General features: G+C 64.7%; 15 protein-coding genes. 8 read left to right on the forward strand and 7 right to left on the reverse strand.

Going from position 1 to position 14,263, the window contains the following annotated elements:
* The first annotated feature begins 1 nt into the window (after position 1).
* Both MEMAR_RS09140 and MEMAR_RS09145 read left to right on the forward strand, forming a co-directional pair.
* Complete coding sequence (locus tag MEMAR_RS09140) at positions 2-451, forward strand: PPC domain-containing DNA-binding protein (protein ID WP_011844692.1); 450 nt, start codon at positions 2-4, stop codon at positions 449-451.
* Positions 448-2,250, forward strand: a complete 1,803-nt coding sequence (locus MEMAR_RS09145) for a YgiQ family radical SAM protein (RefSeq protein WP_011844693.1) — start codon at positions 448-450, stop codon at positions 2,248-2,250. Before MEMAR_RS09140 ends, MEMAR_RS09145 begins: the two co-directional genes overlap by 4 nt.
* A 5-nt stretch (positions 2,251-2,255) precedes the next feature.
* Here the strand turns inward: MEMAR_RS09145 and MEMAR_RS09150 are convergent, their stop codons facing one another.
* The 3 genes from MEMAR_RS09150 to MEMAR_RS09160 form a co-directional block, all read right to left on the reverse strand.
* Positions 2,256-2,528 carry a hypothetical protein gene (locus MEMAR_RS09150; RefSeq protein ID WP_143706375.1) on the reverse strand — a complete coding sequence of 91 codons (273 nt, stop codon included), beginning with the start codon at positions 2,526-2,528 and terminating at the stop codon, positions 2,256-2,258.
* 25 nt (positions 2,529-2,553) lie between these two features.
* The gene (locus tag MEMAR_RS09155; protein WP_235808108.1) at positions 2,554-2,841 is read right to left on the reverse strand and encodes an HNH endonuclease; all 288 of its coding nucleotides are present in this window, start codon (positions 2,839-2,841) and stop codon (positions 2,554-2,556) included.
* Between the two features lie 116 nt (positions 2,842-2,957).
* Positions 2,958-3,242, reverse strand: a complete 285-nt coding sequence (locus MEMAR_RS09160; protein ID WP_011844695.1) for a hypothetical protein — start codon at positions 3,240-3,242, stop codon at positions 2,958-2,960.
* 180 nt (positions 3,243-3,422) lie between these two features.
* On the opposite strand from MEMAR_RS09160, the gene MEMAR_RS09165 reads away from it, so the two are divergent.
* The 3 genes from MEMAR_RS09165 to MEMAR_RS09175 all read left to right on the forward strand — a co-directional run bounded on the left by MEMAR_RS09165 (position 3,423) and on the right by MEMAR_RS09175 (position 6,393).
* On the forward strand, positions 3,423-4,109 hold the full coding sequence (locus tag MEMAR_RS09165; RefSeq protein WP_011844696.1) for a TIGR00266 family protein: 687 nt from the start codon (positions 3,423-3,425) through the stop codon (positions 4,107-4,109).
* 98 nt (positions 4,110-4,207) lie between these two features.
* Entirely contained in the window at positions 4,208-5,242 is a 1,035-nt protein-coding gene (locus tag MEMAR_RS09170) for a DUF2117 domain-containing protein (protein WP_011844697.1), read from the forward strand.
* Positions 5,243-5,244: 2 nt separating this feature from the next.
* The gene (locus MEMAR_RS09175) at positions 5,245-6,393 is read left to right on the forward strand and encodes an Nre family DNA repair protein (protein ID WP_011844698.1); all 1,149 of its coding nucleotides are present in this window, start codon (positions 5,245-5,247) and stop codon (positions 6,391-6,393) included.
* A gap of 125 nt (positions 6,394-6,518) precedes the next feature.
* Here MEMAR_RS09175 and MEMAR_RS09180 read toward each other — a convergent pair whose 3' ends face one another.
* The gene (locus MEMAR_RS09180; RefSeq protein WP_048063818.1) at positions 6,519-6,791 is read right to left on the reverse strand and encodes a hypothetical protein; all 273 of its coding nucleotides are present in this window, start codon (positions 6,789-6,791) and stop codon (positions 6,519-6,521) included.
* 279 nt (positions 6,792-7,070) lie between these two features.
* Positions 7,071-8,717: an ATP-dependent DNA ligase gene (locus tag MEMAR_RS09190; protein ID WP_011844700.1), complete on the reverse strand. Its 1,647-nt coding sequence runs from the start codon at positions 8,715-8,717 to the stop codon at positions 7,071-7,073.
* Between the two features lie 122 nt (positions 8,718-8,839).
* Between MEMAR_RS09190 and MEMAR_RS09195 the strand changes: the two genes are divergently transcribed.
* Positions 8,840-9,055 carry a hypothetical protein gene (locus tag MEMAR_RS09195; RefSeq protein WP_011844701.1) on the forward strand — a complete coding sequence of 72 codons (216 nt, stop codon included), beginning with the start codon at positions 8,840-8,842 and terminating at the stop codon, positions 9,053-9,055.
* An 18-nt stretch (positions 9,056-9,073) separates the two neighbouring features.
* Here MEMAR_RS09195 and MEMAR_RS09200 read toward each other — a convergent pair whose 3' ends face one another.
* Together MEMAR_RS09200 and MEMAR_RS09205 are read right to left on the reverse strand one after the other, a co-directional pair.
* Positions 9,074-9,565, reverse strand: a complete 492-nt coding sequence (locus tag MEMAR_RS09200; protein ID WP_081432609.1) for an SdrD B-like domain-containing protein — start codon at positions 9,563-9,565, stop codon at positions 9,074-9,076.
* Between the two features lie 357 nt (positions 9,566-9,922).
* Positions 9,923-12,535: an SdrD B-like domain-containing protein gene (locus tag MEMAR_RS09205; RefSeq protein ID WP_011844703.1), complete on the reverse strand. Its 2,613-nt coding sequence runs from the start codon at positions 12,533-12,535 to the stop codon at positions 9,923-9,925.
* A gap of 259 nt (positions 12,536-12,794) precedes the next feature.
* Between MEMAR_RS09205 and MEMAR_RS09210 the strand changes: the two genes are divergently transcribed.
* Both MEMAR_RS09210 and MEMAR_RS09215 read left to right on the forward strand, forming a co-directional pair.
* A complete protein-coding gene (locus MEMAR_RS09210; RefSeq protein WP_011844704.1) occupies positions 12,795-13,310 on the forward strand; it encodes a DJ-1/PfpI/YhbO family deglycase/protease in 516 nt (171 codons plus the stop codon).
* Positions 13,304-14,017: a dolichyl-phosphate beta-glucosyltransferase gene (locus MEMAR_RS09215; protein WP_011844705.1), complete on the forward strand. Its 714-nt coding sequence runs from the start codon at positions 13,304-13,306 to the stop codon at positions 14,015-14,017. The genes MEMAR_RS09210 and MEMAR_RS09215 overlap by 7 nt, the downstream gene beginning before the upstream one ends.
* Positions 14,018-14,263: the final 246 nt, after the last annotated feature.

The raw sequence follows: 14,263 nt of genomic DNA on the forward strand, positions 1-14,263 counted from the left end.
CATGCAGTACTCGGAAGGACAGGTCGGCAGGGTCTTCACCGTCCGGATCGACGACGGGGAGGACTTTCTTCGGGAGATCCAGCGGTTCGTCACGGCGATGAACATCAGGTGCGGCACGATCCAGTTCCTCGGCGCCGTCCGGTCGGCAACGATCGTGACGGGGCCGAAAGAGCCGGTCATCCCGCCGGCACCGCGGGGCGAAGAGATATTCGGGGGCTGGGAACTCGTCGGGTTCGCGACCATCTACCCCGGGGAGGACGGGCCGTCCATCCACCTCCATACGGCGGCAGGGAAGGGGATACGGTCGCTTGCCGGGTGCCTCCGGGAGAAGGCGGAGGTCTACCTGGTGATCGAAGCGATCGTCACGGAGTTCGTCGGCATCACCGCAAAACGGCTCCCCGACGAGAAGACCGGCGTCAACCTCCCGGTCTTCGACCGGACGCTCCCATGACCGGGCAGCCGGAATACCTCCCGATGACGGTCGCGGAGGCGGAACGGCTCGGCATCGACCAGTTCGACATCATCCTCGTCACCGGCGACGCCTACGTCGACCATCCCTCCTTCGGGACGGCGCTCCTTGGCCGGGTTCTCGTCGACGCCGGCTACACGGTCGGCGTCATCGCCCAGCCCGACTGGAAGAGCGGCGACGACCTCCGACGTCTCGGCGAGCCCCGGCTCTTCTTCTCGGTCTCGGCGGGAAACGTCGACTCACTGGTGAACGCCTTCACGCCGAACCTCAAGCGCCGGCACTCGGACGTCTACTCGCCGGGGGGGAGGCTTCTCCGGCCCGACCGGGCGACCCTGGTCTATACCGACCGCATCCACGCCCTCTTCCCGGAGACACCGATCGTCATCGGCGGGATCGAGGCGAGCCTCCGGCGGTTCGCCCACTACGACTACTGGTCAGACGCCGTCCGGCAGTCCATCCTCGCCGACGCCCCCGCCGACCTCCTGGTCTTCGGGATGGGCGAGCGCCAGGTGGTCGCGATCGCCGACCGCCTCGCGGCCGGAGAGACCGCAAGAGCCCTCACCGAGGTCCCCGGCACCGCCTACCGCGTCGAGAAGAAGGTCTGGCGGGGGATGGATCAGTCCGGCTACGTCGTCCTCCCCGGCTACCCAGAGGTGAAAGATGACCGGTATGCTTACGCAAAGGCGTTTGCGATGCACTACGCCGAGCAGGATCCTCTCCGGGGCAGGCCCGTGGCCCAGCCGCACCCAAAGACCGTCGTCGTCCAGAACCCGCCGGCGATGCCGCTCTCGGGCGACGAACTCGACCGGGTCTACGAACTCCCCTACACGCGGAGAGCCCACCCCTCCTACACCGAACCCATACCCGCCCTCGAACCCGTCAGGTTCTCGGTCGTCACCCACCGGGGGTGTTTCGGCGCCTGCTCGTTCTGCGCCCTCACCCACCACCAGGGCCGGATCATCCAGAGCCGGAGCGCGGACTCGATCGTCCGCGAGGTGGAGCGGATGGCAAAGATGCCGGAGTTCACCGGGGTCGTCCAGGACGTCGGGGGGCCGACTGCGAACATGTACGGCATCCACTGCAGCCGGTGGGAGACCGCCGGCACCTGCCCCGACCGCCGCTGCATCGACTGCCCCGCACTCGACCGGAGCCACAAGGAGCAGGTCAGCCTGCTCCGGCGCATCCGGGAGCTCCCGCGGGTGAAACGGGTCTTCATCGCATCGGGCATCCGCTACGACTTAATCAGTCCGGATGACCGGGAGTACCTCTCGGAGGTCTCTACCCACCACGTCTCCGGGCACCTCAAGGTCGCACCGGAACACGTCTCGAAACGGGTCCTCGCCTCTATGGGAAAACCCTCCCGCGAGGTCTTCGACGCCTTCCGCGAACGGTTCGAGGCCCTCCAGGAAGGAAAGAAGAAACGGCAGTACCTCGTCCCCTACCTGATGTCCGGCCATCCCGGCTGCCGGATCGCCGATATGGTCGAACTCGCCGAGTATCTCCGGGACACCGGCCTCTACACCGAGCAGGTTCAGGACTTCACGCCGACCCCGATGAGCATCTCGACGACCATCTACCACACCGGGCTCGACCCCTTCACCCTCGAGGAGGTCTACGTCCCGAAAGGCCGGGAGAAGAGGGTTCAGCGGGCGCTCATGCACTACCGCGACCCGGAGAACTACGGGCTCGTCTGCGAAGGGCTCCGCGCCGCCGGGAGGGAAGACCTCATCGGGAGCGCGTGGGGATGCCTCGTCCCGGCAAGACGGAAGAAAAAACGGTAAGGGTATCAGCGCAGGGCCGAACTGACGGCGAACCCGGCGGCGATCGCGAGCGCCCGGCTCGGGATTCGGGGGATCACCAGGGTCGTCACCGCGAGCGTGACCGCGAAGTTGGCTGCCGTCCCGGGGGTGAAGACGTCGCTCGCCACCCGCATCGTGCAGGAGCGCCATTCGTGATGGGGCGACGAGGGGAGCGCTACCCGCTCTGCAAGATCGCTTGCCGTCCGCATGGCCGTCGAACGCCATGATTCCGTCTGCGGTACACTCTTTCTGCAGGGCATGATAATCGGTGATGGGTTCTGAGAGTTACTTATTCTTATGGTCGGCGAACTCCTCCCGGATCCGGCGCATATGGTTCCGGTGGCAGGAGGGGCAGAGGGCTGCCAGGTTCCCGAGCGTACGGGGCCCGCCGCAGATCGCCGGCCGCCAGAGATCGAAGTGCGTCGATCCGGCGTCGAGCGAGACGCTGCACCCGGCGCAAAGATTCTTCTGCCGCTCGAGGATGGCCTGGACGGCCTCGTGCGTGAGATACGCATCCCCGATAGGCGCATCGTCGGGGTACACCGCGGCATGAGTCCCGCGATCGGATGTCACGCGGAGAAATTATTTTTCCAGATGATATACTTTGCGATTCTGCGTCGGACTACAGCACAAGAAAGGAGAAAAACCTGCACCGGCGGCAGGGTGCAGACGAATTCCCCGCCCGGAACTCAGGGGGAAGATGCAACCCGTTCGACGGTCTCGTTCACGAAACCCATCCCCGACTCCGCCAGGTTCATCAGGCGTTCGAGATACCCGATCCCCGTTTCGAGCCACCCGAGGACGTCGCGGGCGAACGAGAGCAGGTCGGCACCGGTCTGCGCGAGCTCCCCGACAACCTCCCGGATCGATTCGAGCGTCTCGAGCACGCTTCCCGGTGCGTCGGCGTCGGGCGGCGTGGCGGCGGCAGCAGCTAAAACGGCAAAGATGAGCAGGATGGTAGCGATCATCCTCATGTTGCCACCTCACCGGCCGGAACGTCGATGAAGCGGATGATAGACAATCCGTTCCGCATAACGATCGTTACGGCATCGATCGCTATTAAGCCGTCCGCTCCGTAGTTCCCAAAAAACTGCCGCAGGCGTCCCGTGACCAAAGAGAAAAGACCAATTACCCAAAACGGAAGATATTCCGGTATGCAATACGAGATCACCGGAGACAACCTCCAGATGGTGAAACTCCGCCTCGCCCCCGGCGAGAAAGCCTGCGCCGAGGCCGGCGCCATGGTCAACATGAGCGGGAATATGCAGATGACCACCAACATGAAGGGCGGGCTCTTCAAAGGGCTCAAGCGGATGATGACCGGCGAAGGGCTCTTCATGACCGAGTTCACCCCACAGGGGGGAGAGGGGTTCGTCTCGTTCGCCGGGAACGTCCCGGGGAAGATCTTCACCCTCGACCTGAACGGGAACGAGTTCATCGCCCAGAAAGACGCGTTCCTCTGCTCCGAACAGGGCATCGACCTCGACATCGCGTTCACGAAGAAACTCCGGTCGGGCGTGTTCGGCGGCGAGGGGTTCATCCTCCAGAGGCTCTCCGGCAGCGGGAAGGCGTTCCTCCACTGCTGCGGCGACATCATGGAGATGACGCTTGCGCCGGGCGAGGTGGTCAAGGTCGAGACGGGCCTCGTCGTCGGGTTCGAGAGCACCGTCGATTACAGCATCCAGGTTGCCGGCGGCGTGAAGACCGTCTTCTTCGGCGGCGAAGGACTCTTCCTGACGACGCTGACCGGGCCGGGCAAGGTCGTCATGCAGTCGATGGATATCGCGAAACTCGCGAGTTCCCTGATCCCCTACCTCCCAATCCAGAACTCGTCGGGATAGTTGAACACCATCCCACCCTTATGGACGGGGCCTTCTCACCCATCATCCGCAAGCCCGCAGAGGTAACCTGATAGTCCTCGAAGACCTAAGATCAGGGTATGACCTCCCCGACGGCGGACATCGTCATGGTGGTGCACGGCCCCGAGGCCTTCGATGCCGGCGACGTCGGGCGGCTGATCGATCTGCTCTCGCCCCGGCGGGTGCTGGTCGCGGGGGTGATGGCCCGGACGGCCGCCGAGGAGTCGGGGCTCCCGGTCGTCTGCACGGACGAGCGGCCGAGCGTGGTGCTCGGGGGCATCTCGGAGCGTGCATGCCTGGTCAACCGGGGAAAGACCCCGGAGTCCGGGCGGATATTCGGCGAACTTGTCGCCGGCAGGCTCCCGGGGCTCGTCCACGTCGAGACCTCGAGCGGCACCGTCTACTGCTGGAACCGCGGGGACAGCACGCTCGCTGAGGAGATCGCACGGCTGACGGGTTACGCCCTCGTCTCTATAGAGAGCGACGCCGCCCGGCGGGAAGGCGTGCGGGAGGTTCGTGGGTGCCTGCCCGGGGAGGCGGTCTTCGTGAACGGGTTTGTCATCGGAATCGCGACGGCGGAGACGGTCGTCCTCGCGAGCGAGAACGGGACGCTCCGGGCAGTCTCGGGGCTCGATCCGAAACCGCACGGGTTTGAGAAACTCCTCCGCGCGGGTCTTCCCGATATCCGGAAAGCCTGGTGCAAGAGCGGGCCGGTGCGGAAGGTTTCGCCCCGGCAGGGCAAGCGCGCCCGCCGCGGGGGCCGGGTCGCGGTCATAGACCACTGCGGCCATACCCTCTACCGCGAGATCGGGGAGGATATCTCCGGCGTCCTTGCCGTCGGCGACGATACCACGGCCGTCTGCGGGCACATCTGCTCGCACTCCGGCATCCCGGTCTTCGGCGTGGTCGACGGGGACGCCGACGCCATCGTGACACCCGGGTACGCGCCCGGGTCGGTAGTGGTCGAGGTTCTGGACGGCCGCGACGACGACGTCGGGCGGGAACTTGCGGCCGTCCGGGATCTCGAGACCGCTTCATGGGAGGAGTGGGTCGAGGAGACGCTCCGCGTCCTCGCAGGGAGAGTGCGGGTCGTCCTCGACCTTCGTGGAGGATGAGCATGCGATGCGCCGAGTGTAAGGGAAGGGGGTTCTGCGGGCTCGAACGCTGCCCTATCATGAGCAGGTTCTATGCGCAACTCCCGGTCCGGCAGAGCGACCATTACCAGGGAGCAGCGCCGTCGGTCTTTGTGGGGAGTTACGGCTACCCGAAGGTTGCAGGCGGCCCGCTGATGATCGACGACGCCGACCATCCGCCGGACTGGGTGGCGCAGGGGCTCGGGATCGAGGACATCGTGGGGCTCCGGGCCCGGACGATCCGCGGTGCCGGCGAGGCGAAGAATCTCTCCGGGAACATCCAGGAGATCGCGCTCTCGAGCCTGCCGCTCGACGTGGAAGTCCGGTTCACGAAACCCGTCGCCTTCGACCTCCGGTTCGACGGGACGATCGCCCCGGTCGGGCTCACCGGCGCCATCAAAAAGATGGACGTCCTCGGGAACGCCCGGGTTGACCGGGCGGTCGACCGGGCGACGTCGGACACCGATCTCTCCGCGACCGACGCCTGCGAGATCCTCAACGCCTCGGGCACCGACGTCTACCGGATCACCCAGCTCCTCACCGCCGGGCTTCTCGGGAGCGAGAAGAAGCGGCGGGTCGTCCCCACCCGGTGGGCGATCACGGCGGTCGACGACACCGTCTCAAAGCAACTGAAGAAGAAGATCGTCCGCTACCCTCCGCTCTCCGGGATAGAGGTCTTCTCCGGCGGACTCTACGGCAACCAGATCGTCTGCCTCCTCGTCCCCGGGGACTGGAAGTTCGAGATGATCGAGGTCTGGGGAAAACAGTCGCTCTGGGGCGGCGGGAACGAGTCGATCACCGTGGACGGCGAAGGCGCGACGAAGTCCGGCTACTCCCCGATCGCGGGGGCCTACTACTCGGCACGCCTCGCGGTCGCTGAGTACCTGGAGAGCGTGCGCCGTTCGGCGCGGGTGCTTGTGCTCAGGAACGTCACCGGCGAGTACTGGGCGCCGCTCGGCACCTGGGTCGTGCGGGAGGCGACGCGGAAGGCGATGCAGGGCAAGAAGACGGTCTGCGCCGACCTCCGGCAGGCGACCGACCTCGCCTCCCGGCTGATCGGGTTCGCTCACTGGCAGCCCCACAGCAGGCTCATCCCGGAACTTGCGACGCAGAAGACGTTGTTTGATTTTTAGCACATTAAAGAGTATTATTCAACGGATAAAACTCCAGATAGGGGTTAATCTGCGCGACTATGGACGAGATCACCTCGGAAATTATGTCTCAGGTTCCGCATCGATGGTAGCGGAACCAGAAGTAGTCACTCCAGCCCCCGAATGAATCCTAATCCTCGCAAGTTGATTATGTATCCAATAAAGAGCCCCACGCCTGCCAAGACGAGCCCGACCTCCAGGTTCGCAAACCCTGCCGTCCCAATGAACCAGCCGAGATAACCCCAGATCGCAGTGAAGATAAATGCCGCCAAGATTGTGACTATAGGATATTTCCATATCAGGATCAGGCCGATCAGGGTGGCTGCTCCCAGAAGTATTGAGTGGAAATACCACCCTATGAAAACGGCCAGCGCAATCAATTCTACGCCGAAAATTCCGGAAACTTGGGCATTCTTAGAAACATGGGATAAGCCCGACCGAATATCCCCTCGCATATTGTTATGTAGAAGAATAGGAAAATAAACCTACCTGAATGCGCCGATAGTGTCCAGAAAATCTGGGTGAGGTTGTAGATCGGAAGGATCATGTAGCCGGTTAACTCACGCAAAGCCGCGAAAACCGCGAAGAATGGTAGATGGGTGTGCAATGCTCCTTCATGGCTTCGCATAGGCTGATAGTGAGGGGGAAGGTGATATATTCTATAGTGATCCCTGCCCGTTCCTCTGCCGCCCGTAGCGTTCCGCGAGGGAGTCGAGGGTCTCGGTCTCGTCGACGCTCTTGTCCTCGCGCACCCGGACGAACCGCGGGAACCGGAGCGCGTAACCGCTCTCGTAGTTCGGGCTCGTCTGGATCTCGGAGTAGCCCACCTCGAAGACCACCTCCGGCTCGAGCGTCACCTCCTTTCCAGAGCGGGCGATCACCCGGTCCTTGAAGAGGGCATAGAGCTCCGCGAGGACTTCGTCCGTGATCCCGGTCGCAACCTTCCCGACCGGGAGGAGCCGGCCCTGGTCCTGCACCGCGAGCAGGAACGAGCCGAACGTCCCGGCCCTCCGGCCCTCGCCCCACTCCGCCCCCACGACCACGAGGTCGAGCGTCTCGACGCCGGGTTTGACCTTCACCCAGAGGCGGCCCCGGACGCCGGGAGTGTAGGGCGAGTCGAGAACCTTCACCATCACGCCCTCGTGCCCGAGGTCGAGGGCTTCGGCGTAGATCGCCTCCGCCGCGGCCGCGTCGGTGGCCGGGAACTGCGGAGCGACGTGTGCGCCGAGCACTTCGTCGAGGGCTTTCCGCCGCTCCGCGAGGGGGCGATCCATCAGCGTCTCGCCGTCCAGGTAGAGGATATCGAAGACCATCGGCACGAGCTCGATCTTCTCCATCATCGAGTCCACCTCGTGCTTGCGCCGGAACCGCCGGATCACGTACTGGAACGGCATGGGCTTCCCGTCGCGGACGGCGACCGCTTCCCCGTCCAGAATGACGTCGTGGTCGGTCGCCTCCAGGAGGAGGTTCGCGATGTCGGGGAGGCTCTCCGTGACGTCCTCCAGTCTCCGCGAGTAGATCCGGCAGACATCGCCCACCTTGTGGAACTGGAACCGGCTCCCGTCGTACTTGTACTCGACCGCCACCTCGCCGTGATCCTCAATCTGGGCGGCGATGGTTCCCGCCTGCGCGAGCATCATCTTCACCGGCCGGAACGGCTCGATCGTCACACCGGAGAGCGCGTCGGGGTCGCGCCGGGCAAGGAGGGCGACCTCCCCGAGATCGTTCAGCGCCTGGTGGGCATGCTCGACCAGGCGGACGTCAAGCTCGAACGCCTTCGCGACGGCGTCGCGGACGTTCCCTTCCCCCATCCCGATCCGGAGCTCCTCGAGCAGCAGCCGCGCGAGGTATCGCCCCTCGAGCGGCCGGGCGTTCCCGAAGAGGCCCTGCGCCACGCGGAGTTTCTCCCGCTGCGACCGCTGTCCTTCGGCGGCCGCCATCCGCTCGAGTTCCCGGTAGACGTCGAGGAGGTCGAGTTCCTGGATGAAGAACGATGTCTGCTCCTTCCGTGCAAGGAGCCCCTCGACGGCGAGACCCACGTCCCCGGTCGTGTTGATCGCCTCGCGGACGGTCTCCCGCTTCGTCCCGACGACGTAGGCCACGGCGTCGTAGAGAAGGTTCGGGCCCACGCCGAGTTTTTTGGTGCTCCAGTCGGGAAAGACCCTGCCCATGACGAACCGGACGAAGACGGGAAGCTCCTCGTCATCGAGCCGGGGGAGGACGGCGGCGACCTGCTCGATCATATCGAGGCGCCCGGGGGTCCCTTCAAGGTGCTCGCAGACTTGAGCGAACTCCAGAAACTGCATACCCATAATCTCCTGAAGTATTTCCCGGCGGGGTCAATCAACCCTTCTGTTCTGCCGCGGCCGGTTCGGCACGATTGATGTGGAAGCACCGCCCATTTGTATCCATGCACCAGGACGAAGAAATGAAAGAGATGCTCCGCGACCTCCTCTGGCTCAACGCCCTGATAGCAACGGAGCTCATCCAGATAACCGAGAACACCTCCCAGATCCTTCGGAACGCGGCTCCGCCGGAGTCGTGCATCGTGGAGCACGCGGCTCTCCGGAAGACGGCGCTCGAGATCGCCGACCGCTACAAACCCGGAACGATGCTCCGGAAACACGTCGCGGAACACCAGTAAAAAAATGTTTGATCGCCGTCAGGCAGCGGCCGGCACCAGGCCGGCATCCCTGACGACGAGATCCATCATCTGAACCATCTCTTCTGTCAGGTCGATGGCGGTCGTCGTGCCGTTCGCAGCATCGACGGTGCTCGCCGTCTCCCCGGGAGCCCCCATGCCGGGGACGGTGAAACCATAGCCCTCCGGCGGGACGACCTCGACGGTGTAGTTCCCCGGGGTGACGCCGCTGAAGATATAAAGCCCCTCACAGGCGTGGGCGAACGTCTCCGCCGTTGCAACCCGCTCCCCCGCGGCGTCGAGGAGGTGGACGACGACGCCGCTCAGCCCCCACTCGCCGGGGTTCTGGACGCCGTTCGCGTCGGCATCTAAAAAGATCGTGCCCCCGATCGTGCCGACGGTTCTCTCATACACTGCACCCGATCCGGGCTCCGCCGTGACGGCGGCGCCTGCGATCGAACCGAATACGAACGCTGATACGATGACTGCTGCAAGAACGCTGATGTATCTCACTCGGTTCACCTCGTCTGCCCGGACGCTCCGGGCGTGTAACCCCGGTGATGCAGTCGCAATGCCTCCCGGCACCGCTTTCTGGTAGCCTGCAGGGTCGGGATTTTTTCCGATCCGTTACCGGCCCCGGGGTTCGGTTTCTGATAGGCATTATATTATATTAATATTTTTATTAATCTGGAAGAGATGCGTCGGGCGTCCCCGGGTTCGGCCGACCAATCCGCGCTGTTATCGCCATAAAAACAGAGAATACCCGGGCCTCCATGACCCGAACCGATGGCGAGCAGGAAGCCGTGCCGGTCAGAAAACCATAGAATGAGCGCGCACCGCCTCTGCCGAACGCCGCTTTACTCCTCCCGATCAATCATCCTCGTCCCTGCCGTCGTCACGCCGGTCGCTCTCTCCCACCTCATCCGCTTTCTCCCGGTCATCGTCTTTAATCTCTTTCCGGTCGTCGTTGTCTCTAACCTCGTCCCAATCGTCACCGATCTTCCACACGGGTTCCCGCTCGCCGGCGGCATCGCCGTCGTCGGCGGTCTCGTTCACCGGAGCCTCCGGGCCGTCGGTCACGGCCGGCCCGCCCGGCTCAGAGTCCTCGCCATCAGCCACATCGTCCCGCTGCTCCTGCTCATCGTCCGTCCCGTTCTCAACTGAGGGCTTAATCTCCGGCTCACCGGGCGAGGGGATCGGGGCGGGGGAGAGGAACAGCCCCGCACCCCTGACGACCGCTTCCCCCCCGCCGACCGTAAACGGGCCGGTCGCCCCGGTCGAGGGGTCGGCGTAGCTGTCCCGGCCGGGACTCGTGAAGACGTAACCTTCCGGCGCAGTGAACGCGACGGAGTATTCCCCGGGCGGGAGCGGGCCGAAGAGATACATGGAGAAGTGACTGTCGTGATACCTGGTTCGGGTCGATCCCGCCACGTTCCCGCCCGCGTCCAGGAGGCGGACCTCGACGTCCGTCAGGCCGTAGGCCTCGTCGTTGATACCGTCCCGGCTATCGTCGCTCCAGACCGTCCCGAGCACCCACCCGTAGGACGCTGCCGGGGTTCCGGGCAGGAGATCTCCGACGAGCCCCGCATTCAGGGTCTGCCGGTCGACCCCGCCTTCGGCGAATATCACGTCCGTGCCGAGAGGTGCGGCATGGTTGTCCAGGCCCGGGACGGTGCAGGAATACCCGTCCGGGAGAATGAACTCAACACCGGCGTAACCGATGGAGGGGATGGCCCCAAACCGGTATGACCCGTCCGGGCCGGTGGTGGTATAGTCCATCATGGTTCGCTGGCCGATCAGCCGCACGCTGATCTCGGGGATACCCGGCTCGCCGGGATCGCGGGCGCCGTCACCGTTCAGGTCGAACCAGACCGTCCCCGAGAGCGATTCGTTTGCCGCGCCGCCGGTCTGGTTATTGCCGTCGTCATTGTCATCATCGTCATCGTCGTCGTTGCCGACCGGCGTCATGGTCGGAGACGGCCCGGCCGTCATGGTCGGTGACGGTGCGCCCGTCACCGTCGGCGCGGCCGTGGGCGTCGTCGTCCAGGTGGGTCCGGGCGAGGAGGGCGCCGTAGGAGCCGCTGTTGGAGACAGTGAGGTGGTTCCCGTCGGAACCGTCATAGCCGGTGACGGGGCGGCAGTCATCGTTTCGGTTGGTACCGGGGGTTTCTGGGAGATTATCGGTGCTTTCGAGGGCTTGGAAGGTGTCGCCGTGGGCACGGGCGTCGGGGTAGCAGTCGGGGTAGCGGTCGGTGTCGGCGTCGGCGTGGGCTCCGGCCCCAGTTTCACCGCCCAGGCATCCATATTCGCCGTCCCTCCGCTCACCGTGGCGTTGAACATCCCTGCGAAGACGAACTCACCCGGTGCGGACTCGATGAGCGATGCGGCCGCATCGTCGGAGTTTATACCGCCGAACGTCCGGCTCCACGCCACCGCCCCGTCAGCGTCGGTCGCGACCAGCCAGGCGTCGGTATCGTCCACCCCGGGGTAAGCCGTCTCCCCGGCGAAGAGGTAGCCGCCGTCCGGAGTCTCGATGACGGCCGCCGCCGTCTCGTTCACGCCGAAGTCGCCGTAGATCCAGTTCCAGACGATATCCCCGTCGGGCGTGAGCTTGATGAGGAGGGCGTCGGTATCGACCGTCGTGTTGTCCGGCCGCTCCGTGAACGTGCCGGCGACGAGCAGGTTACCGTCGGAGGTGTTGATCACCGCCCGACCGGCATCGTCGTCGGGGCTGCCGAACGTCCTGTTCCAGACCTCGCCACCGGACCCGTCCAGCCGGACCACCCAGACGTCGGCCATGCCCGCTCCCGAGGACCCGGTGCTGCCGGCAACGACGAAGTCCCCACCGGGGATCCGGGTGACGGCGTTCGCGGCATTCTCCCCGGCTCCGCCGAACGTCCGGTTCCAGGTCTCATCACCCACCTCGTTTACCCTGACCGCCCAGGCCGATGATTCATTCCCTTCCCGCGGCGTGATGGAGCCGACGAAGACGTAGCCTCCGTCCTCCGCCTCGATAACCGCGGCGGCCGTGGCGTTGACGTCAGGGCCGCCGTACGTCCGGTTCCAGACCTCGCCGCCGGAGGGGTCTATCTCCACGAGCCAGGCATCGGTGTCCGCCTCTGTCCCGTTCGTGACCAGGGTGAGGTTCCCGGCGAAGAGGAGGTTGCTGCTATTGGTTCTGATGATGGAATGCGCAGCGTCGGCCTCCTCCCCGCCGTATGTTCTGTTCCACTCCTCGCCCCCGTCCGGCGCGAGCCGGATCACCCAGGCGTCCGTCTTCGCACCGAACGACGCCGTCTCCCCGGCAAGGAATAGCCCGGTTCCGCCGGGGTCGGGAACGGCCGCGTAGGCCGCGTCGTATGTGTCAGGTCCTCCATACGTCCGGTTCCAGATAACCGCAGGATCTCCCGTCTGTGCCCCCGCACCCACGACAAGCGCGAGTGCCGAGAGCAGGACGATCCAGAAACAGGTGCCGCGTCGCATCGTCTACCTCTCCTTGTCTCCACCCCGGGAACGGGCCTCTACTCCGTGCCGGGGACGGCCCGATACGAACGAAGGCCGAACCTCCGGCAGAGCCTTCGGGTCTCACGCCGGCGCGGGGTCTGCACTTCAATGGCGCAATTATTATAATAATCTTATTTCAAAACACGGCCCGGATGTTCCCGGGCATTCTTTCCGGGGGCACGACCCCGCTCCACAACCATCAATACGCTTATGAACAAATCCTTGATAGAAGACCCGTATGAAACTCTTGCTTGCGATTGCACCTGAACGGTTCAGGGACGAGGAACTGGAGATCCCGAGACACACCTTCGAAGAGGCGGGAATCGGCGTCGATCTCGCCTCTACTGTCGCCGGCACGTGCACGGGGATGCTGGGATGCACCGTGGAGGCGGCCATGACGTTTGAGGACGCGGATCCCGACGATTATGTCGGGATCGTGATCGTGGGCGGCAGCGGTTCCGAGGAGCATCTCTGGGGAAGCGAACGGCTCCGGGATCTCGTCCGCTCGTTCTTCGAACAGGGCAAGGTCGTCGCCGCCATCTGCCTCGCGCCGGTCGTGCTGGCACGGGCGGGCATCCTCGCCGGGCGTCATGCGACGGTATACAGGAGCCCGGCGGCCGTCGCGGAGATGAAGAAGGCGGGAGCAAACCTCCTTGAGATCCCCGTCGTCGCCGATATGCAGGTCGTGACCGCGAACGGCCCCGAGGCCGCCGCACAGTTCGCCGACACCATCATCACGAAACTGGAATGCTAGACGATACACGCGCCGGCGGCGTGAGACCGGCAGACTGCACCCTGGTGATCCCCGCATACAACGAAGAGCGGCGGATCCGGTCGCTCCTCGAGGACGTCTCGGGTTTCCGAGGCAAACTCGTCTTCGTCTGCGACGGAACCGACGCCACTGCAGAGATCGTCGGTACGTTCGCGGAGGCTCACCCGTCGCTCTCCATCCGGTGCCTGGCGTTTCCGGCCCGGCTCGGGAAAGGGGGAGGCGTCGTCGCCGGGATGGAGGCGGCGGCGACGCCCTTCGTCGGCTACATGGACGCAGACGGTTCGACCGCGCTATCCGAGATGGAGCGGCTCTTCGACCGTCTCGCAACCGCCGACGGCGCCATCGGCTCGCGCTGGGTTCCGGGCTCGGTCATCCCCGTGCGGCAGGGGTTCCGGCGCCGGGTCGAGAGCCGTCTCTTCAACCTGATGGTCAGGTCACTCTTCGGGCTCGATTACCGGGACACCCAGTGCGGCGCGAAAGCATTCCGGAAGGATGCGCTTGAGGAGGTTCTCTCCTCAATCCGGTCGACCGGGTTCGAGTTCGACGTCGAACTCCTCTGGCGGCTGCGCCGGAACGGCTACCGGGTGGAAGAAGTCCCGATCACCTGGGAGAACCGGGACGAGTCGAAGGTGATGACATCGGACGCGAAGGCGATGCTGATGGGGATGCTCCGGCTCCGGTTCGGGTGAGGGGATCCGGGGCGTAGGCGTGCCTTCGCGTTCTTCGCGGCTTCGCGCGAAACCTGCTGTTGTCCCTGTACTGTTGCTTCACGCGAAGCCGCGAAATGCAACGTTCCACCGGAATGCGACTGCCGTACAGGCAGGGTTTGAACGCCGATAGGTGCGAGGAGAGTGTCAAACTACCGAAAGGACTTCTTTTTTTGCGTGAGACGGAATTGTTCTCCCCACCAGAGCAAACCGCCGGGTTTTAAGGTT

The organism is Methanoculleus marisnigri JR1, from assembly GCF_000015825.1.
Classification (GTDB): domain Archaea; phylum Halobacteriota; class Methanomicrobia; order Methanomicrobiales; family Methanoculleaceae; genus Methanoculleus; species Methanoculleus marisnigri.